Source organism: Williamsia sp. CHRR-6 (assembly GCF_018474015.1).
GTDB lineage: Bacteria > Actinomycetota > Actinomycetes > Mycobacteriales > Mycobacteriaceae > Williamsia_A.
In genome coordinates this window covers 512,543-531,188 of record NZ_JAHCSG010000001.1, presented here as the reverse complement: position 1 = coordinate 531,188, position 18,646 = coordinate 512,543, and the positions used below count along the sequence as shown (strand labels likewise).

Annotated in this window: 16 protein-coding genes; 11 read left to right on the top strand and 5 right to left on the bottom strand. The window is 67.1% G+C overall.

Annotation, left to right across the window (positions count from 1 at the left end):
- The first annotated feature begins 15 nt into the window (after nucleotides 1-15).
- A complete protein-coding gene (locus KIK15_RS02500; protein ID WP_214242554.1) occupies nucleotides 16-1,080 on the top strand; it encodes a TrkA family potassium uptake protein in 1,065 nt (354 codons plus the stop codon).
- A gap of 64 nt (nucleotides 1,081-1,144) precedes the next feature.
- Nucleotides 1,145-2,077, top strand: a complete 933-nt coding sequence (gene nudC, locus KIK15_RS02495; protein ID WP_214242553.1) for an NAD(+) diphosphatase — start codon at nucleotides 1,145-1,147, stop codon at nucleotides 2,075-2,077.
- A 24-nt stretch (nucleotides 2,078-2,101) separates the two neighbouring features.
- Here nudC and KIK15_RS02490 read toward each other — a convergent pair whose 3' ends face one another.
- Nucleotides 2,102-2,350, bottom strand: coding sequence for a mycoredoxin (locus KIK15_RS02490; RefSeq protein WP_214242552.1), 249 nt, complete (start codon nucleotides 2,348-2,350; stop codon nucleotides 2,102-2,104).
- A gap of 78 nt (nucleotides 2,351-2,428) precedes the next feature.
- Here KIK15_RS02490 and KIK15_RS02485 point away from each other — a divergent pair, with 78 nt between their 5' ends.
- From KIK15_RS02485 to KIK15_RS02475, 3 genes are all read left to right on the top strand, one after another.
- Complete coding sequence (locus KIK15_RS02485; protein WP_214242551.1) at nucleotides 2,429-4,507, top strand: ATP-dependent DNA helicase UvrD2; 2,079 nt, start codon at nucleotides 2,429-2,431, stop codon at nucleotides 4,505-4,507.
- A 169-nt stretch (nucleotides 4,508-4,676) separates the two neighbouring features.
- A complete protein-coding gene (locus KIK15_RS02480) occupies nucleotides 4,677-4,907 on the top strand; it encodes a hypothetical protein (RefSeq protein ID WP_214242550.1) in 231 nt (76 codons plus the stop codon).
- 141 nt (nucleotides 4,908-5,048) lie between these two features.
- Nucleotides 5,049-5,387: a WhiB family transcriptional regulator gene (locus KIK15_RS02475; RefSeq protein ID WP_214242549.1), complete on the top strand. Its 339-nt coding sequence runs from the start codon at nucleotides 5,049-5,051 to the stop codon at nucleotides 5,385-5,387.
- A gap of 138 nt (nucleotides 5,388-5,525) precedes the next feature.
- On the opposite strand, the gene KIK15_RS02470 is transcribed toward KIK15_RS02475, so the two are convergent.
- The 3 genes from KIK15_RS02470 to KIK15_RS02460 all read right to left on the bottom strand — a co-directional run bounded on the left by KIK15_RS02470 (nucleotide 5,526) and on the right by KIK15_RS02460 (nucleotide 9,417).
- Nucleotides 5,526-6,845, bottom strand: coding sequence for an AarF/ABC1/UbiB kinase family protein (locus KIK15_RS02470; protein ID WP_214242548.1), 1,320 nt, complete (start codon nucleotides 6,843-6,845; stop codon nucleotides 5,526-5,528).
- A 32-nt stretch (nucleotides 6,846-6,877) separates the two neighbouring features.
- Entirely contained in the window at nucleotides 6,878-7,753 is an 876-nt protein-coding gene (locus KIK15_RS02465) for a hypothetical protein (protein ID WP_214242547.1), read from the bottom strand.
- Nucleotides 7,754-7,875: 122 nt separating this feature from the next.
- Nucleotides 7,876-9,417, bottom strand: a complete 1,542-nt coding sequence (locus tag KIK15_RS02460; protein WP_214242546.1) for a zinc-dependent metalloprotease — start codon at nucleotides 9,415-9,417, stop codon at nucleotides 7,876-7,878.
- Nucleotides 9,418-9,640: 223 nt separating this feature from the next.
- Between KIK15_RS02460 and KIK15_RS02455 the strand changes: the two genes are divergently transcribed.
- From KIK15_RS02455 to KIK15_RS02435, 5 genes are read left to right on the top strand one after another with little or no spacing between them, the layout of a single operon-like run.
- Nucleotides 9,641-10,699, top strand: coding sequence for a hypothetical protein (locus KIK15_RS02455; protein WP_250323904.1), 1,059 nt, complete (start codon nucleotides 9,641-9,643; stop codon nucleotides 10,697-10,699).
- The gene (locus KIK15_RS02450; RefSeq protein WP_214242545.1) at nucleotides 10,696-11,814 is read left to right on the top strand and encodes a hypothetical protein; all 1,119 of its coding nucleotides are present in this window, start codon (nucleotides 10,696-10,698) and stop codon (nucleotides 11,812-11,814) included. The genes KIK15_RS02455 and KIK15_RS02450 overlap by 4 nt, the downstream gene beginning before the upstream one ends.
- Complete coding sequence (locus KIK15_RS02445) at nucleotides 11,814-12,647, top strand: hypothetical protein (RefSeq protein ID WP_374222801.1); 834 nt, start codon at nucleotides 11,814-11,816, stop codon at nucleotides 12,645-12,647. Before KIK15_RS02450 ends, KIK15_RS02445 begins: the two co-directional genes overlap by 1 nt.
- A 28-nt stretch (nucleotides 12,648-12,675) precedes the next feature.
- Nucleotides 12,676-13,647 carry a hypothetical protein gene (locus tag KIK15_RS02440; protein WP_214242544.1) on the top strand — a complete coding sequence of 324 codons (972 nt, stop codon included), beginning with the start codon at nucleotides 12,676-12,678 and terminating at the stop codon, nucleotides 13,645-13,647.
- Nucleotides 13,648-13,703: 56 nt separating this feature from the next.
- Nucleotides 13,704-14,741 carry a PDZ domain-containing protein gene (locus KIK15_RS02435; RefSeq protein ID WP_214242543.1) on the top strand — a complete coding sequence of 346 codons (1,038 nt, stop codon included), beginning with the start codon at nucleotides 13,704-13,706 and terminating at the stop codon, nucleotides 14,739-14,741.
- Nucleotides 14,742-14,801: 60 nt separating this feature from the next.
- Here the strand turns inward: KIK15_RS02435 and KIK15_RS02430 are convergent, their stop codons facing one another.
- On the bottom strand, nucleotides 14,802-15,404 hold the full coding sequence (locus KIK15_RS02430; protein ID WP_214242542.1) for a PPA1309 family protein: 603 nt from the start codon (nucleotides 15,402-15,404) through the stop codon (nucleotides 14,802-14,804).
- A 182-nt stretch (nucleotides 15,405-15,586) separates the two neighbouring features.
- On the opposite strand from KIK15_RS02430, the gene KIK15_RS02425 reads away from it, so the two are divergent.
- Nucleotides 15,587-18,631: a UPF0182 family protein gene (locus KIK15_RS02425; protein ID WP_214242541.1), complete on the top strand. Its 3,045-nt coding sequence runs from the start codon at nucleotides 15,587-15,589 to the stop codon at nucleotides 18,629-18,631.
- Nucleotides 18,632-18,646 lie beyond the last annotated feature (15 nt).

Here is an 18,646-nt window from a genome sequence, read left to right as displayed (position 1 = left end):
ATACGCTGCGCGGTGATGACTGGACCACTGCGTCGGCGGTTGCGACCCGACGATCTCTCCACCAAACCTGATCACGCCCTCGTCGGCGTGCTGCGGATCCCGGAGATGCAGACCAGTCCGGTGCGCGCGATCTCCAAACGCGTGTTCGCTGCGATGGCGGCGCTGCTGGCGGCGGTGCTGGTGGTCTACCTCGACCGCGACGGGTACCGCGACGCCCAGGAGAATCCGCTGTCGTTCCTGGATTGCTTCTATTACGCCACCGTCTCGCTGTCGACCACGGGCTACGGCGACATCACCCCCATCACCCCGGAGGCGAGGCTGATCAACGTCGTGGTGATCACGCCGCTGCGGGTGATGTTCTTGATCGTGTTGGTCGGGACCACCCTCGAGGTGCTCACCGAGCGGTCCCGCCAGGCATTCAAGATCCAGCGTTGGAGGAGCAAAGTGCGTAAACACACTGTGGTCATCGGATACGGCACCAAGGGCAAGACGGCAGTCAAGGCGATGCTCGGTGACGGGGTGAAGCCGGCCGAGGTCGTGGTCGTGGACGTGGACTCGGCGGTGCTGGAGAGCGCCGCAGCGCAGGGGTTGGTGACGGTGCGCGGCAACGCCACCAAATCCGATGTCCTGCGGCTGGCGGGGGTGCAACACGCCGCAGCGATCATCATCGCGGCCAACCGCGACGACACTGCGGTGCTGGCCACCCTGACCGCACGCGAGCTGGCACCGAAGGCCAAGATCGTCGCCTCGATTCGGGAGGCCGAGAACACCCACCTCATCCGACAGTCGGGTGCGGATTCGGTGGTGGTGTCGTCGGAGACCGCCGGGCGTCTGCTGGGGCTGGCCACCTCGACCCCTGCCGTGGTGGAGGTGATCGAGGATCTGCTCACCCCGGACGCCGGATACGCCATCGCTGAACGCGACGTGGAGCCCGAGGAACTCGGTGCTTCCCCGCGCCACCTCGTCGACATCGTTCTCGGTGTCGCACGCGGCGGGGTGCTCTACCGCGTCGACGACAAAGAGGTGGACGCCATCGAATCGGGCGATCGGCTGCTCTACGTGCGCAAGGGCCCCGCCTGATCGACCCTGACATCGGCCCAGCGCCGACGGCACGATCGTCGTCGTCGGTCATTAAGCTCGTCGCGTGGCCACCTTCGAGTTCCCCGAACCTCCCCTGCTGTCGCGTTCCACGGTCGCCCGAGCTGATGAGCTTCGCGACGACACCGACACCTTGGCGGCGCACTGGCCCAGCGCGCAGGTGGTCGAGTTCGATGCCCTCGGCCGGTTCGAGGTCGACGGCGACCGGCTGAAGTGGCGACCGAGCAGCGACATCGCCGACGAGATCCCGCCGCACGCGGTGTTCCTCGGCATCCACGAGGGGGTGCACCGCTGGGCGATCCGGGTGGCGACCATCGACGGGTCGAGCGTCGACGCACGGGTCGGGGCCGGTGGGCTAGACGGCGACGAGGCGGGCTTGGTGGGCACCGCGTTGGGGGTGCTGAACTGGCATGACGCCGCTCAGTTCTCGCCGGTCGACGGGCACCCCACCGAGCCTGCGCGGGCTGGGTGGACCCGCAAGAACGTGGTCACCGGGGCCGAAGAGTTCCCGCGCACCGATGCCGCGATCATCACGATCGTCCACGACGGCGCCGACCACGCGTTGCTCGGTCGGCAGTCGGGCTGGCCTGCGCGGTGGTTCTCCACCTTCGCCGGATTCGTGGAGCCGGGAGAGTCGTTGGAGCAGTGTGTAATCCGCGAGTTACACGAGGAAACCGGGCTCGACGTCAGCAATCCGCGATACCTGGGCAGTCAGCCGTGGCCGTTCCCGCGGTCGTTGATGATGGGGTTCGAGGCCCGGGCCGATCGCGACCAGCCGCTGCATTTCATCGACGGTGAGATCGTCGAGGCCATCTGGTTCTCCCGCGCTGAGATTCGAGAAGCGCTGGAGGCTGGTTCGGAGTGGTTGCGCGGCCAGTCACCCGCCGAGGACGACCCGGACGGCCCGCGGCTGTTGCTGCCGGGGTCGATCTCGATCGCCCGCCAGCTGATCGCGGCGTGGGCGTACCACTGCCCCTGACCCCCACGCCGTGACCGGGCTGCCTCAGAGACCGAGCTTTGCCTTCACGTCGCCGACGGAGGGATTGGTGGCGGTGGTGCCGTCGGCGTAGCGCACTGTCGGGACCACGTGATTGCCGTTGTTGACGCTGCCGACGAACTCAGCGGCCGATGGATCGGCCTCGATGTCGATCTCGTTCCACTCGATGCCCTCACTACGCAGGCCGGTCTTGAGTCGCGCGCAGAAGCCACACCATGAGGTGGTGTACATGGTCAGGGCGGTGTCAGTGCTCATGGCAGGGCCAACACCGTCAGACACCAGAAATGTTCCCACGTCGGCGCGGTGTCACACGGCGTTGCGATACTGGAGTCCATGCGCACGCTCGAGGGCCTCGATCCCGAACAACAGGCCGCAGTCCTCGCGCCACGCGGGCCGGTGTGTGTGCTGGCCGGCGCGGGTACCGGCAAGACCCGCACCATCACCCGGCGCATCGCCCACCTGGTCTCCGAGGGGCACGTGCGCGGCAGTCAGGTGCTCGCCGTCACCTTCACCGCACGGGCGGCGGGCGAGATGCGTGGGCGGCTGCGGTCGCTGGGTCTGGCCGAATCCGGTAACACCGTGCAGGCGATGACGTTTCACGCTGCGGCCAGGCGTCAGCTCCGCTATTTCTGGCCCCAGGCCATCGGCGACACCCGGTGGGAGCTGTTGGACAACAAGTTCCCCGTGGTCTCGCGTGCCGCGCGTCGGGCCGGCCTGGACACCTCCACCGAGACCCTGCGCGACTTGGCCTCGGAGATCGAATGGGCCAAGGCGTCGCTGATCGGTCACGAGGACTACGTGACCGCGGTGGCGGCACGGCGACGCGAGACCCCGCAGCCCCCGGCCAAGGTCGCGGCGGTCTACGCCGCGTACGAGGAGGCGAAGATCTCCCGCGACGGCGACCGACTGCTCGACTTCGACGACCTGCTGCTGATGACCACGGCCATCCTGCGGGACAACGACGCCCTCGCCGAGGAGTTCCGCGACCGCTACCGCTGCTTTGTCGTCGACGAGTACCAGGATGTCACCCCGGCGCAGCAGGGACTGCTGGACGCGTGGCTGGGCGCGCGCGACGACCTGACCGTGGTGGGCGACGCCAACCAGACCATCTACACCTTCACCGGCGCCAGCCCGAAGTACCTGCTGGACTTCACCCGGCGGTTTCCCGACGCCGAGATGGTGCGCCTGGAACGCGATTACCGCTCCACGCCACAGGTGGTGGGACTGGCCAACCGTGCGATCGGAGCGGCCCGCGGCCGGGTGGCCGGGACGCGGCTGGCGCTCATCGGGCAACGGCCACCAGGGCCCGAGCCGGTGTTCGCCGAGTTCGACGACGAACCCAGTGAGGCCGTCGCCGTCACCAAGGAGATCAAAAAGCTTCTCACCCAAGGTGTTCCGGCATCCGAGATCGCCATCCTCTACCGCGTCAACGCTCAGGCTCAGGTCCACGAGGACGCGCTGACCGCGGCCGGTATCGCGTATCAGGTGCGTGGCGGGGAAGCGTTCTTCCAGCGCACCGAGATCCGTCAGGCCACCCGATCGATCGCCCAGGCCGCCGCCCGTGATGACCTGCCCGCCGACGGGGACCTGTCGATGATCGTGACCGCGATCCTGGTGCCGTTGGGTCTGTCGGACGAGGCGCCTGCCGGTACCCAGGCCCGACAACGGTGGGAGTCGTTGCGCGCGTTGGTGACCCTGACCGAAGACCTGCTGGCCGACACCCCTGATCTGACGTTGGGTGCGCTGTCGGCCGAGTTGGAGATGCGGGCGCAGGCGCGTCATCCGCCGACCGTGCAGGGCGTCACGCTGTCGTCCTTGCACGCGGCCAAGGGACTGGAGTGGGATGCGGTGTTCCTCGTCGGGGTGACCGACGGGTCGCTTCCGATCAACCAGGCCATCAACGGTTCCGAGGAGGAGGTCGAGGAGGAACGACGCCTGTTCTACGTCGGCATCACCCGCGCTCGCGAACACCTGCACATCTCGTGGGCGTTGGCTCGGGCGGCGGGCGGACGTAAGGGCCGCAGGCGATCTCGATTCCTCATAGGTCTGGTGCCCGACGACTCGCCGGCCTCACGCATCGCCCAACCGGTGCGCAACCGCGCACGGCCACAGTGCCGGGTGTGCGGAAAACAGTTGTTGGGCAAGACAGCGTCGCTGCTGGGGCGGTGCGAGAGTTGCCCGAGCAACCTCGATGAGGATCTGTTCCTCGCGCTCAAGGAGTGGCGCAGTGAACAGGCGCGCGAGCAGAAGGTACCCGCGTTCGTCATCTTCTCCGACAACACCTTGATCGCCATCGCCGAACAGCGTCCTGCCGACGTCGCTGCGCTGGTGGCCATCCCCGGCATCGGTCCCAAGAAGCTCGACCAGTACGGGGAGATGGTCCTCGGGCTTGTCGCCGCTACCTCCGACTGAGGTGGCGACGTCAGCGCGGCGGAGATCCCTCGCCGCGGTCGGGAAAAACCCAGGTCAAAAATGGGTTGTGCGATCTGCGAACGATCTCGTACGCTTTGCCCAGTCAGTACGAGATGGGTCGAACTCGATCCTCACGTAGCGGATTTCGAGTCAAGGAAGGAGCAGACCGATGAACAACGCAATCTTCACCACCCGCAGTGCGAACGCCACCACCGGCGTCGCAGTCGTGCGTGAGCGTGCCGGCCTGCTCCCCATGGGCGCATTCTCGGCGTACGCGCGGGGTGCTCAGGCGTCGGCGTGGACCGCAGGTGCCGGATTCCCGGCATCGGCCATCGCCGCAAGCTTGCCCGCCCACCGCTCCCGCTCCGCGATTCCCGTACCGCTTCCTCTCACCGGCTGAGTCCCAGCCACGAGAACACACGAGGCCACGGCGAATCGCACACGCGAAACCCGTGGCCTGTTGTGTGAGACCAGCATCCTCGCAGCGCAGACCCGGGTCGCAAACACACCAACCCGACCCATCTGTAGTGGAGGACTTGACATGACCGCGCCGGCCACAAAGCTGACCGACCAGATCGACGACCGATGTACGCCCACCGACACCCCCGTATCGGATGACTTCTGCGCCCGCGCCAGCCGCGACCGGACACTTCCGTGCCGAGTGGCTGACCCGGACCTGTGGTTCGCCGAGAGCCCTGCGGACCTTGAAGCGGCCAAGACCCTGTGCGCTCAATGTCCGCTGCGCGCAGCCTGTCTGGCCGCCGCACTGGAACGCGGCGAGCCGTGGGGCGTATGGGGTGGCGAAATCTTCGATCAGGGTGTGATCATCGCCCGCAAGCGTCCCCGCGGACGCCCACGTAAGCACCCCGTCGCCGCATGATCAGCGACGACCACGAGAAGTACTGTCCACCACCACCATTGGGTCCGGCCATCACGGGACCCGAGCCCATGGGAACGGCAACGCCGCCCGAGCCGATCCGGCGCGGGCGGCGTTTCGTATGTGCGCGCGACGAACTGGTCAGTTCTCGACGAAGCCGGGGACCCACCGCTCGATGATCCCGCGGTAGGGGGCCTCGGCGTCGAGCTGGGCCGCGATTCCCACGCACCCACCCAGCACCCGGAACACCATCACGTATTCGGCGGGCACGTTGAGCAGCCGTGACGTCTTGTACACGTCGCCCTTGATGTCGGTGGCCCGACCGGCCGCTTTCTGCAACCACTTTCGGGTGAAGTGGAACCGTTCGCTCATCAACGGGTCGACGTAGGTGCGTAGGTAACTCTCGATGTCCTCGGGAGCCACTCGATCTCGGTTGCGCTCCAGGATGAACTCGGCGTCGATCATGGCGTCCACGAGGGCCGGGTAGTCCCGGTCGCGGGCCAGCCGCAAGATGGGCCCGGTCGCGGCGGGCAGGCCGTCGGGGTAGATGCCCACGGCGCCGAAGTCGAACACCGCCAGCCGCCCGTCGTCGAGGACCTGGAAGTTGCCCGGATGTGGATCGCCGTGCAGCAGGCCCACCCGATACGGGGCGCTCACCTCGAAGATCGCGAGTTTTTCAGCGGCCGAATCACGTTCGGCCTTGGTGCCGTTGCTGATCACCTGTGACAAGGGTCGGCCCGTGATCCACTCGCTGACAACGACTTTCGGTGCGCTCGCCACGATCTTCGGAATGACGAAGTCGGGGTCGCCGTCGTACTCGGCGGCGAAGGCCCGCTGGTTGGCGGCCTCGCCCTGGTAATCCAACTCGTCTTCGGTCCGTGCGATCAGCTCGTCCATCAACGACCGCACGTCGGTGCCCGGCGACATGCGTTGCAGCAGGCTGGACATGCGCGACAAGGTCTTGAGGTCGGCGCGCAGGGCGTGGTCGGCGCCGGGGTACTGGATCTTGACCGCCACCTCGCGCCCGTCTTTCCAGACACCGCGGTGCACCTGCCCGATGCTGGCCGACGCGGCAGGGGTGTCGGAGAACTCCGAAAACCGCTCCCGCCACGCTGTGCCGAGTTGGGTGTCGAGGACCTGATGGACCTTTTTCGCCGGCAGGGGTGGTGCCTCGGCCTGCAGTTTGGTCAGGGCCTCCCGGAAGGGTTCGCCGAACTCCTCGGGGATCGCGGCTTCCATCACCGACATGGCCTGCCCGACCTTCATCGCGCCGCCCTTGAGTTCACCGAGAACGGCGAAGAGTTGCTCGGCCGCTTTCTCCATGAACTCGGCGTTGATCTCTTCCCTGTCACCACCGGCGAGACGTTTGCCGAATCCCTTGGCGGCGCGCCCGGCCATGCCCAGCGGGAGTGTCGCCAGTTTGGCGTTGCGGCGTCCGCGTCCCTCGGTGATGTCAGCCATCGGCGATGTCCCTTCCTCGGCTCCAGGGTAGTTCACCGCTCGTCGCCGCAGCCGCACAGCGGGTGCGGCGTCCACTGTCGGGTCCGAAGTCGCGCAGGACGCGATCGGAACTCCAGCGTGCGGTCGATGGTCTGTGGGGCCGGGCGCGTGGCCGCGTCGGCCAGGCCGTGGGCGATCTGCTCGACCTGTTCGAGAACCAGTGCGGCGGTGACGTTCACAGCAGCAGGGGTGCCGTGGCCAAGATGGCCGACCAGTTGTCCCGACACCGCGGCCCAGCCGGGGTCGCGATCGCAGCGGTGATGGTCGATGCATCGCAGACACGTGCTGCGCCCCGGCAGCACCAGCGGCCCGATCAGTGCGACGTCGTCGCGGATGGCGGCCGGCAGGTGGGGGATCTTGCGTCGCATCAACCCGGAAATGACCGACGGATCATGAGCCAGCACATCGGTGAGCACCACCAACTCCTCGGTCCACGATTCCAAGGGGGTAGGTCGGGGCCCCGGTCCGCAGCGGGGACGCTGTACCGAACCGGTGACCGCCATGCCTAGCTCACGCAGCATCGGGGTGATGCGGTGCGCCAACGGTCCGTTGCCGTGGACCCGGATTCGCATCCGCGCGGAGGGACTCGCTGCGGTGAGTCCGTCCACGGTCGACAGCCGGTCGATCAGCGAGTCCACCTCGGCGTCGTCGAGACCGATCGCTCGGGCCTGTCGCTCCACGTGTCGGGGGCTGGTCGAGTCGGCGAGCAGGCCGAGGAACGAGACGAACTCGTCGGCGCGCACCCGCGTGGGCAGCGCGATGACGAGACCGCGTTCGGGATCGCATCCCACCTGGATGCGGCCGCCACCGCGATGCACGATCGCCACACCCGAACGCAGAACGGGCCGGCGGCGCGAAGAACTGGTCATGGGGACCAGATGTACCGCCCGTCGCGGCTGTGATCAGTGCGCCAAAGCAGGTTGTCCACAGGCCCAGACGCCTGTGAGCAGGGCCGATGGGCGGCGCGACAGATTGTTCGCCTCAGCGTTGCTCAGCGGTCCCCGGTGGGCGGGTCGGGTTCGTCGGTCGACCCGTCGGTGGAGTCCTCGGAGTCGGTAGACGATGCATCCGACGAGTCACCCGTGGCGGCTGTACCGGTGGCCGATTCGTGGGCGGTGCCATCGTTCTCGGCGACATTCTTCTCGGCGACATTCTTCCGGGCGGCATCTTTTTCGGCGGCGATGGTCTTCTCCAGCTCCGCGATGGGGTCGTCGAACTGGCCGGTCTCACCGCCGCTGATGACGCGGTCGACGAACGCGGCCGGGGCATCGAGATCCTCGCCATCGGGCATCAGGTCCGGGTGCGCCCACACTGCGTCCCGCGATGCGCTGTCGCCGGCGGTCAACAGCCGCTCCCACAGGTCGGCGGCCTCACGCAGCTTGCGCGGTCGTAGCTCCAGACCGACCAGGGTGGCAAAGGTCTGCTCGGCGGGTCCGCCGGTGGCCCGACGCCGGCGCATGGTCTCCGCCAAGGCCGGTGCACTGGGGATTCGATCAGAGAGTGCATGGGCCACAACGTGTTCCACCCAGCCCTCGATCAGCGCCAGCAGCGTCTCGAGGCGATTCAGTGCCGCCTGCTGCTCGGGGGTCGTCGTGGGTTCGAACGAGGCTCCGCTGGCCATCAGCTCCTCGATCTTCGACGGATCCGACAGCAGCTGCATCGGGTCGATACCCGCGGCGGCCTCCTGGATGCCGGAGAAGTCGACCGAGATCCCATTGGCGTACTCCTCGACCGTGGACAGCAGGCGTTGCCGCAGCCACGGGACGTGAGCGAACAACCGGACGTGGGCGGCTTCGCGTGCGGCGAGGAACACGATGATCTCCTGCGCAGGCTGCTCGAGCCCGTCGGAGAACGCCGCGATCGCCTCGGGCAGCAACACCGCGGTCCCGGTGGGGGCCAGTGGGATCCCGACGTCGGTGGAGGTGAGCACCTCTTTGGCCAGCTGGCCCAGGCCTTGGCCCAGTTGGCTACCGAACGCCATGCTGCCCATCTGGGTCATCATCCCCATCATGGGGCCGGCCAGCGCTGCGGCCTCGGCCGGTAGACCCTTGCTCAGGGTGCCGGAGATCTGCTTGGCCACCGGGTCGCACATCGTCTTCCAGGTGGGCAGGGTCTCCTCCAGCCACTGCACCGGTGTCCACGCCGTGGTGGTGGTGACGCCCGCAGGCAGGGTGGTGGCGCCGTCCAACCAGACTTCCACCAGCCGCACCGCATCGGCGACCGCAGTGCGCTGGTTGTCGTCGATCGGGGTGAAGTCGCCTATCTGGTTGCGCGCCAACGAGGTGGCCACCTGATAGTTGACCGGGCCGCCGCCCCCCGAGCCGACACCTGCGCCCATGCCGCTGATCATCGAGCCCAACTGCGAGAGCATCTGACCCAACGCGTTGGGGTCGAAGCCTCCCGTGCCCATGGCCCCGAGGCCGAACGGATCGTTGGGACCAGACGAGTCCGACGACCGGTCCTTCTTGTCGGGATCCTTCTTGTTCGGGTCGTCATCGCTGGACGAGCTGAAACCAAACGGCAGGTCATTCATGCCGACCACGGTACCGGCGCTGAGGCTGTCGAATCCGGTTCTGCCGTGGTGGCGGCCGCTTTTTTCGCTCCCAGCGGACCAACAACCGTAGCGGGGTGTGAGGTGGGCCATTCGGCGCACGCTGCGCCGAAGCCTTCTGTTCAGGCGGACGCATCCATAGCGTCGCTGTGGTTTGTCCAGCGCGAGATCCTTCGCGCCCAGCTGTCTGGAGTTGATCGACGCCATGAAAACGCATCTCCTACGCGCGCTGCGCACCGGTGACCGCCCCGTCGGCGGCGCTCGTGGCCGGGCTGCGATCGTCGGATCGGCGGCGCTGGTCGCCCTGTCGGTCCCGTTCGCAGGCAGTGCTTGCGCTGCTCCGGCGCCGCTGAACGGCCTGTTCTCCATCGACGCCGGGGTGTGCTCGGGTGCGGCGGTCACCGGGTCGTTCTTCCGGATGATCCTGCCCGCGGGCACCACGTCGGGTCCGTTCTTGGCCAACAGCGACTCCACCTGCAGCGACAAGACGGTGACGCCGCTGGCCGGCGGCAGCTCCGGTGGTCTGAGCAGCGGATCGTTCCAGCCGCAGCCTGCGCAGCCGTTCGATGGTTCGGGCAACGCGGTGGCCGGTAGCGTCACTCGGCCGGTGAAGTTCTACGGCGTCGGGTTCGCCACCTCCACCAACAGCACCGATCCGCAGACTGGCCAGGCCGCAGCGTCCCCGCAGCTACGGGTCGACGGGACCACCATCACCGGCGACCTCAGCAGCTTCGGTGTCACCTGGAACCGTCAGGTGTTCAACCAGGGGGCGCCCAAGCCCGGCGGTGGACTGCCGGGCAAGACCACCCCGGTGCGAGGCACCATCAACCGCGCCACCGGGGCGTACGTGATCGAGTGGACCAGCCAGATCGTCGGCGGCCCGTTCAACAACTTCACCGGGCTGTGGCACCTGTCGGGTACCTACCGCGGCAGTGGACTCGGTGCGGCGCCGGCCGCACCTGCCGCCCCGGCCCCGAATGCCCCGGCCCCCAACGCCCCGGCACGCGAGGCGTCGGCCCCGAACGCCCCGGCCCCGAATGCCCCGGCACGCGAGGCGTCGGCCCCGAACGCGGCTGGGCCGGCGAATGCAGCCGCAGCCCAGTCGAATGCGACCACGAGTGACCCGCGACTGGCCGCCCAGACCATCGAGGTCACCGACGACCATCCGCGCTGGCTGCTGCCGGTGTTGGTGGCGGTGACCGCCATCGCGACGGCGTTGTTGACCAACGCCGATCGCCTCGTGCGTCGGCGGCGTAGCGAATGACCACCACTCCTGATCCGGTCTCCGCCGGATCGGGGCTGTCCACGTACTCGGGCAGGGCGACGCTGCCGCGGTACTCCGAATCGAGTGCCGACTCCGGCTCAGTCGGCCTCACGCCGGGGCCGTCGTCACACCGGCACCGACGGTGGCCATGGGCCGTGCTGGCGGTGATGGGGTTGGTGATCTCCGCCATCCCCGTGGCCGGGGCCATGTTCTATCCCGCAGCGCAGGGCGACGCGATGATCTCCGACTTCGCTCCCTACATGTCGCCGTCGACGTTGCGCAGCTTCGACGACGACCTTCGTCTGCTCGAGTCGGTGCGATCGGCGACGGTGCGCATCGATGCGGCCGCCGACATCAGCCCGGGGCAGTACCCGCAGCTGGCCACCTTCGCGCAGCGGTATCCCGCGATCGACGCCGACATGACCGATCTGCTCAAGCAGATCGATTCAGCGCGTGGCGATTACGACCGGCTGCAGCGGCTGCAGCCGTTGAGTTGGGTGCCGTTCATCCCGCTCGGCACCGGTCTGCTGCTGCTGGGTGCGGGCATCTGGGGCTTCTGGCGAGCGCACAACAGGCGCCGACCGATCGGAGCCGCGCTGCTCGCGGTGGTCACTGCCGGAGTACTCGCCGTGGTTCCGGTGATCACGCCGATGGCGGCGAATGCGAGTGCGGCCGGGCCGTTGGTCGACCGGTTCTCACCTGTTCTCACCACGCAGAAGGTGCGTGAGGTGCAGGGCTATTTCGTGGTGATGGTGGGCGCGGTCGGCGAGATCGACAGCCGTTACCTCGGCGACCTCCGCTCGCGCGTGGACGCACCCGGCTCGCGCATCGATCGTTCTGATCTCGCGACGGTCGAACGGCTGAGCGCCCGGTGGCAGCCGATGTCGTCGGACTTCGCCGGCTTGGTCGGGGTGATGAACGACAACGTGGCGAACTTCGACGGGGTCGCCGATCTGGAGAAACGAACGCGCGCTGTGGGATTCGGGGCGTTTGAAGCACTGCCGTGGGCCCTCGGTGGCCTCGGCGCCATCAGCCTGCTGGTTGCCGGCGTGGGTGTATGGGACGTGGTCACGTCTCGACGTCGCGCTGCGTCGGCGGGAACACGAGGGGAATGATGAAGTTGCACAACATGTCACGCCGAGTCGATCGTGCCCGGCGCACCGCGGTGGCCGCAGGCGTCGGACTGCTGCTGGCCGCAGGCCTGCTCACGGCCTGCGGCTCATCGGAGTCGACCCCGTCGGCGTCTGGCCCGCTGGTGGGATTGTTTCGCCTGCAGGCGGGCGCGACCAAGGGCAGCGAGGTGACCGGATCGTGGTTCAAGATGGTCCAGCCTGGCGGCACCGTCGAGGCCGGCCCGTACATGCCCAACGGTGACTCGCCGGTCAACGGCGGCACCATCACACTGCTCGCGCCCGGAACCGACGGGGGGCTGCGGTCGGGCGCGTTCCAGTCCGAGCCGAAACCCGGTTTCGACAACGGCAATTCCCTCGCGGGCGCAATCATGAAGCCGACCCGGTTCTTCGGTGTCGACTTCGGTGCGTCCACCAACCCGGTGGACCCGCAGACCCGCAACGCCGTCGTCGCACCGACGGTCACCGTGTCCGGCGGCAAGCTGACCGCCAACGTCACCGCGTGGGCGGCGTCATGGAACAACCAGGAGTTCAACCAGGGCGCACCCAAGGTCGCACCGGCCAAGGGGCCGGAGGTCCCGGTGGCCGCGCAGGCCACCCGGGCGTGGGATTGGGTGTCGCAGAGGTGGTTCGGACAGGACAAGGCGACGCCGGGATCGGGTCCCTCGGCCACCGGCACCTACGACGCCAAGACGCGCGAGTACACCCTGGAATGGACCAGCGCCATCGTCGGCGGCCCGTTCAACGGGTTCACCGGGGTGTGGCATCTCGAGGGTGTCTTTGAGCCCACCGCAGCCGCACCGTCCACCGCACGCTGACCCATCGACTCTGGAGCAACGAAAAGCCATGAGCACCAACGACGAACACCCCACCGACTCCTTCGAGACCCTGCCCCCTGCCCAGGCTCGCCGGCGCGGCCCGTCGGCGGTGGCTGTGCTGCGTACCGTGTCGGGGCTGACCGTACTGGCGGTGGTGATCGCGGCCACCTTCTACGCCGACGCCGGGCGACACCGCGTGGTCAGCGTCCCCGCTGCCGAACAGGCTGTGGCCCAGGTGAGTCCACGAATCGTGGTGCCCAGCGTGCCGCAGCCGGGACCGCCACTCCCGGCCGCCGCCGCCCCAGCCCCAGCGCCCGCAGCACCCGCGGTGGGGGCTCCCGCGGCCGCAGTCGCCATCAGCCCGGGCTCGGGTGTCACCCTGCCCGGCGCCACACCCATCACCCCAGGTGCGCCGGGAACATCCGCCCCGATGGCACCCGGCGCCGCGGGCGCAGGTGTACCCGGTGCCTCGGTGGCCATCGGGACAGACACCGGCGCAGGTGCTTTCGGGTCGGTGCCGGTGGCCACCCAGCCCAAGTGCCCGCTGGGCTGGCCGGCACCCGAGCGCAGCGGGGGACTGGGTTCGATCGTGGAACTGGCCCCGATGTTCGGGGTGTTCTCCTCGGAGGTGTTCGCACTGGCTCCGGTGATGCAGCCACTGCTGCAGCTGGTCGGCCCGTTCCTGGCCGAGCTCGAACCGATCATCCACGCCAACCTGCCGTGGATCCGGCCGATCCTCGATCGGGTGCAGGCCGCCGGTGCGGTGGTCCTCAAGGCGATCCTGCCGTTCTACGGGCCGTATCGGGAGCAGTTCCTCAAGGCCGAGGGGCAGTTCGCGGCGATGTTGGCCCCGGTGCTCACCCGGGCCTATCAGACCCCGGCCGCAGCGTGCCTGGTCGCGTGGGAGGGCCAGATCATCGCAGCGGCAAAGGGACGCCCTATCCGCACCACGGTGCTGTCGCGACCGGGTCAGACGGTCATCCTGCGCCCGCAGTCGTGATCGGCTGAACCGCAGGGCACCACGACCGTGGTCCGAGCACCTCGTAGGCTGGGTCCGTGTACGTGAATCCGGCCAATCGTCGTGTGGTGACGCTGGCGCTCACCCTGGTGTTGCTGGTGGTCTTGGTGACCGTCGGCTCATTCGTCACGGTGCCCTACGTCAGCGTGGGACCCGGTCCTACGCTGAACACGCTGGCCAAGAACGGGTCGAAAGACGTCGTGATGATCAAGGGTGCGTCCACGCGGGCGACCGACGGTCATCTCAACCTCACCACGGTGTCGGTGACCAGCAAGTTGACCCTTTTCCAGGCGCTGGGCAGTTGGTTTTCCGGTCGTGACGCGGTGGAGCCGCGCGAGATCTACTTTCCGCCGGACAAGAGCCCCAAGGAAGTGCGGGAGAACGATCTGCAGCAAATGGGTGGCTCGGAGTCGACTGCCACGGTTGCGGCGTTGCGCTACCTCAAACGACCGGTGGCGTTGAGTGTCGGCGTGGACCCGAAAGGCCCGGGCTCCAAGGCGCTGAGAAGTGGCGATGTGGTGAAAGCGGTCAACGGTCGTGCGGTCAGCACACCGAACGACCTGCGGACGGCCATCTCCGGTCTCACGCCGGGCGCGGTGATCGTGGTGGACATCGTGCGCGCGGGTACGCCGATGTCGGTACCTGTGACCCTGGGTGCGCGCCCCGATGACAAGTCCAAGGGCTACGTCGGGGTGACGCCACAGTTCGTCAACGCTGATCCATCGTTGACGATCGACTTCAACGTCGACGGGATCGGTGGTCCTTCAGCGGGACTGATGTTCACCCTCGCGATCATCGACAAGTTGGGCAGTGTGGACCTCACCGGCGGCAAGTTCATCGCCGGGACCGGGACCATGGCCGATGACGGCGACGTGGGCGAGATCGGCGGCATCACCCACAAGATGCGGGCAGCGCGGGACGCCGGTGCGACCGCGTTCCTGGTCCCTGCGGGCAACTGTCCAGAAGCGTTGTCCGACAAGCCCGGTGGGCTCACCCTCTACAAGGTCGACAAACTCGACGACGCGATCACAGCGCTGGCTGCCATCCGAGGCAGCGGTACAGCGCCTCGCTGCTGACGCTTGCATTCACGCTCCACTTCTTGTCCACCGAAGCGGTGGTAGGAGGGTGGCCGACCGTCAGTAGAACTCGTCGTGGTCGTGTTCCATCGTGGCGGCCAGTGCGGCAACGAGATTGGGGGCGAGGTTGGGATGGCTCAACAGCTCCAGCGGGCCCTCGTCGTCATCGTCGGGCCGTAGCTGCAGCAGGCTGAGCTCCTGGCCGTCGCGGGTCACCGCCACGACCAGACGTGCGCTGGTCGAGTCGGGATGGTCGACGGCGACCGCCCGGGCAGCCCGGTCGGCGGCGGCACGATCGGCCAGCAAAGGCGCCAACGCGTCGTCGAGATCGGATTCGGCTTCCGGTGGCAGCACGATGATCTCCTGCACCAGAACGCATCCGGCCACGGTCTGCGGCCAACTGGTGGTGCCCAGGAGATGCTCCACCTCGCTCATCTCGCTGTCGTCGGCCACCGGCAACGGATCCTGCTCGATCAGGGTCAGTTCGCGGTCGTCCAAGTCGTCGATGAGGTCGGGACGCGCCTGCATCAGCAGTGCTGTGGGAACCAACGCGAACAGCGTCGGCGGTTGCTCCCACCCGCCGGCGTCGACGAACTCCACCACCTCACGCACGGCGATGCCCAGGGCGTCGGGGGACAGGGGCGGCAACTCGTCGTCAAACACCCGCCCATACTCGCATCGAGTGCCCCGAGATCGCGTGCGTGGCCGTGATCAAGTGCAAGTACCCGCGCTGAGCTGCGGCGATGTGGCGGGGCCGGTGGCCGCACGGCAAGGGCGGCAGGGTCGGGGGCCAACGTCAGTAAAGTGAGGCCAAAGACCCCGTGTCAGCCACGGTGGATCGACCAATGGGAGCGTGGAACGTGGGAGTACGGGGTCCGGCAGCGATGCCGACACTGTCGCGGCGAAGCAAGATTCTGATCGGTGTCTCGGTGTTCGTGTTGTTCCTGCTGTTGGTGGGGCCACGATTCGTCAGCCTCTACACCGACCTGCTGTGGTTCGACGACATCGGCTATTCGAGCGTGTTCTCGACCATCATCTGGACTCGGGTGGTGCTGTTCCTGATCGGCGCGGTGATCGCGGGCGGGATCGTGTTCGGCGGTCTGGCCTTGGCGTACCGCGCGCGTCCAGTCTTCGTGCCCACCTCGGGTCCCGGCGACCCGATCGCCCGGTACCGCACGGTGGTGATGAGCCGCATCCGGTGGTTCTCGCTGGTGCCCGCGCTGCTGGTGGGCATCATCGCCGGCCTCGTGGTGCAGGGTTCGTGGTCGACGGTGCAGGTGTTCCTGCACTCGCAGCCGTTCGGGGTCACCGATCCGCAGTTCAACCTCGATGTCGGCTTCTATGCCTTCGATCTCGCGTTCTATCGGCTGGTGCTGAATTTCCTGTTCGTGGTGGTGGTGATCGCTTTCCTCGCGAACCTGGTGACCCACTACATTTTCGGCGGGATCCATCTCGCCGGTCGCAACGGCGCCCTCACCCGGGCGGCGCGCATCCAGCTCGCTGTCATTGCAGGAACCTTCCTGCTGCTCAAGGCAGTTGCTTACTGGTTCGACCGCTACACCTTGTTGTCCAGCACGCGTAAACAAGACGTGTTCACCGGGGCCAGCTACACCGACATCAATGCGGTGCTGCCCTCGAAACTGATCCTGTTGGCCATCGCCGCGATTTGCGGCCTGGCTTTCTTCGCTGGAATCGTGTTGCGTGACTTGCGGATCCCCGCGATGGCCACCGCCTTGATGGTGCTCTCGGCGATGGTGGTCGGGGTGGGCTGGCCGCTGGTGCTCGAACAGTTCTCGGTCAAGCCCAACGCCGCGCAGAAGGAAGCGAAGTTCATCCAGCGCAACATCAGGGCAACCGAGGCGGCCTACAACATCGGCAGCAATCAGGTGTCCTACCAACGGAACTGGACATCGGGCCCGGTTGATCAGGCCAGTGTGGACAACGATTCGGCCACCCTGTCCAACATCCGTCTGCTGGACCCGAACGTGATCTCGCCGGCATTCACCCAGAAGCAACAGGGTCCCAACTTCTATGGGTTCCCCACGCAGTTGGCCATCGACCGGTACAAGGTCGACGGCGTGCTGCGCGACTACGTGGTGGCCGTGCGTGAGCTCGATCCCACCCGGTTCGCAGCCAACCAGCAGAACTGGTTGAACAAGCACACCGTCTACACCCACGGCAACGGCTTCATCGCCGCACCGGCAAACCAGGTGGACGTGACCGACGAATCTGGTTCCAGCAGTGGCGGACAGCCTGTGTTCGTCGTAAGTGACATCAGCAGCATCCAGGCGCCCGGCTACGCCAACTCGCCGATCAAGGTCAAGCAGCCGCGGATCTATTTCGGAGAGTTGATCGCCAAGGTCAACCCCGACTACGCCATCGTCGGCTCAGACAAGGGTGAGAAGAAGGAGTACGACACCGAGAATGCACCCAACTACGCCTACACCGGTGGTGCGGGTGTGTCGTTGGGCAACGTGTTTAACCGGCTGGCGTATTCGATCAAGTACACCGAGCGCAACATCCTGCTCTCGGGCGCCATCAATTCGAAGTCGAAGATCATCTACAACCGCGACCCCCGCGACCGGGTGAAGAAGGCGGCGCCCTGGTTGACCGTCGACTCCAAGACCTACCCCGCGGTGATGGCGGACGGTTCCATCAAGTGGATCGTCGACGGGTACACCACCCTGGATGCCTACCCGTACGCGCAGAAGACGTCGTTGCAGGACGCGACGATCGACGCCCAGGAGCTCAATCAGGGTCAGACCGGACGCACCCAGGTGAACAAGCAGATCGCCTACGTGCGCAACTCGGTGAAGGCGACTGTGGATGCCTACACCGGCAAGGTGACGCTGTATCAGTTCGACGACAAGGATCCGGTTCTCAAGACCTGGATGAAGGTGTTCCCCGGATCGGTGAAGCCGCGCTCGGAACTGTTGAAGAACCAGAGCCTGGTCGATCATGTGCGCTACCCCGAGGATTTGTTCAAGATCCAGCGGGCATTGCTCGAGAAGTACCACGTGAAGGATCCGCAGACGTTCTTCCAGGGCAACGACTTCTGGTCGGTGCCCAATGATCCGACCAACCGGGATGCGGTGACCCAGAGCCTGGATCAGCCGCCGTACTACTTCGTGGCGCGTGATCCGTCAGGGCAGGGGGCCTCGTTCCAGCTGACCACGGTGATGAACACCCTGCGTCGTCCGTTCCTGGCCGCTTACATGACGGTGTCGTCGAACCCGAACAACTACGGTCGCATCACGGTTCGTGAGGTGGGCGGAGGGCCGCAGCGTGATGGTCCGACGCAGGTGTTCTCCAACATGGAACGCGACAGTCGTCTGGCTGCTGACCGAAAGTCGTTGGAGAACAACGCCAACGTGCAGTTCGGCAACCTGTTGACGCTGCCGGTGGGCACCAACGGCATCTTGAACGTGGTGCCGGTGTACACCCAGGCCAAGAACAATGACGCATCGTTCCCGCAGTTGTTCAAGGTGATCGTGCAGTACCAGCGGGCGGGTGTGGCCGTAATCGGTTATGCCTCAACGGTTGCCGGTGCGCTGCAACAGGTGGGGATCGACCCGGCGTCGGCCACCGCGCCGATCGGTGGCAACGCGACCCCGCCCGCCGACACCGGTGGCTCCACCGGGCAGGGTGGCACGACACCGCCGACGGGTGCAGGCACGACTCCGCCGACCACCACGGCGCCGCCGAGCTCGACCACCGCACCACCGTCGACCGGTGGAGCCGATCCGGCCCGTGATGCCGCGGTTAAGGAGCTGAACGACTCGCTGACGGCGCTGCAGCAGGCGCAGAACAGCGGCAACTTCACCGCTTACGGTCAGGCGCTCGATCGGCTGCGCGCGGCGGTGCAGAAGTACGAGGCGCTGCCCAAGTGACCGACGTCCCGGCCG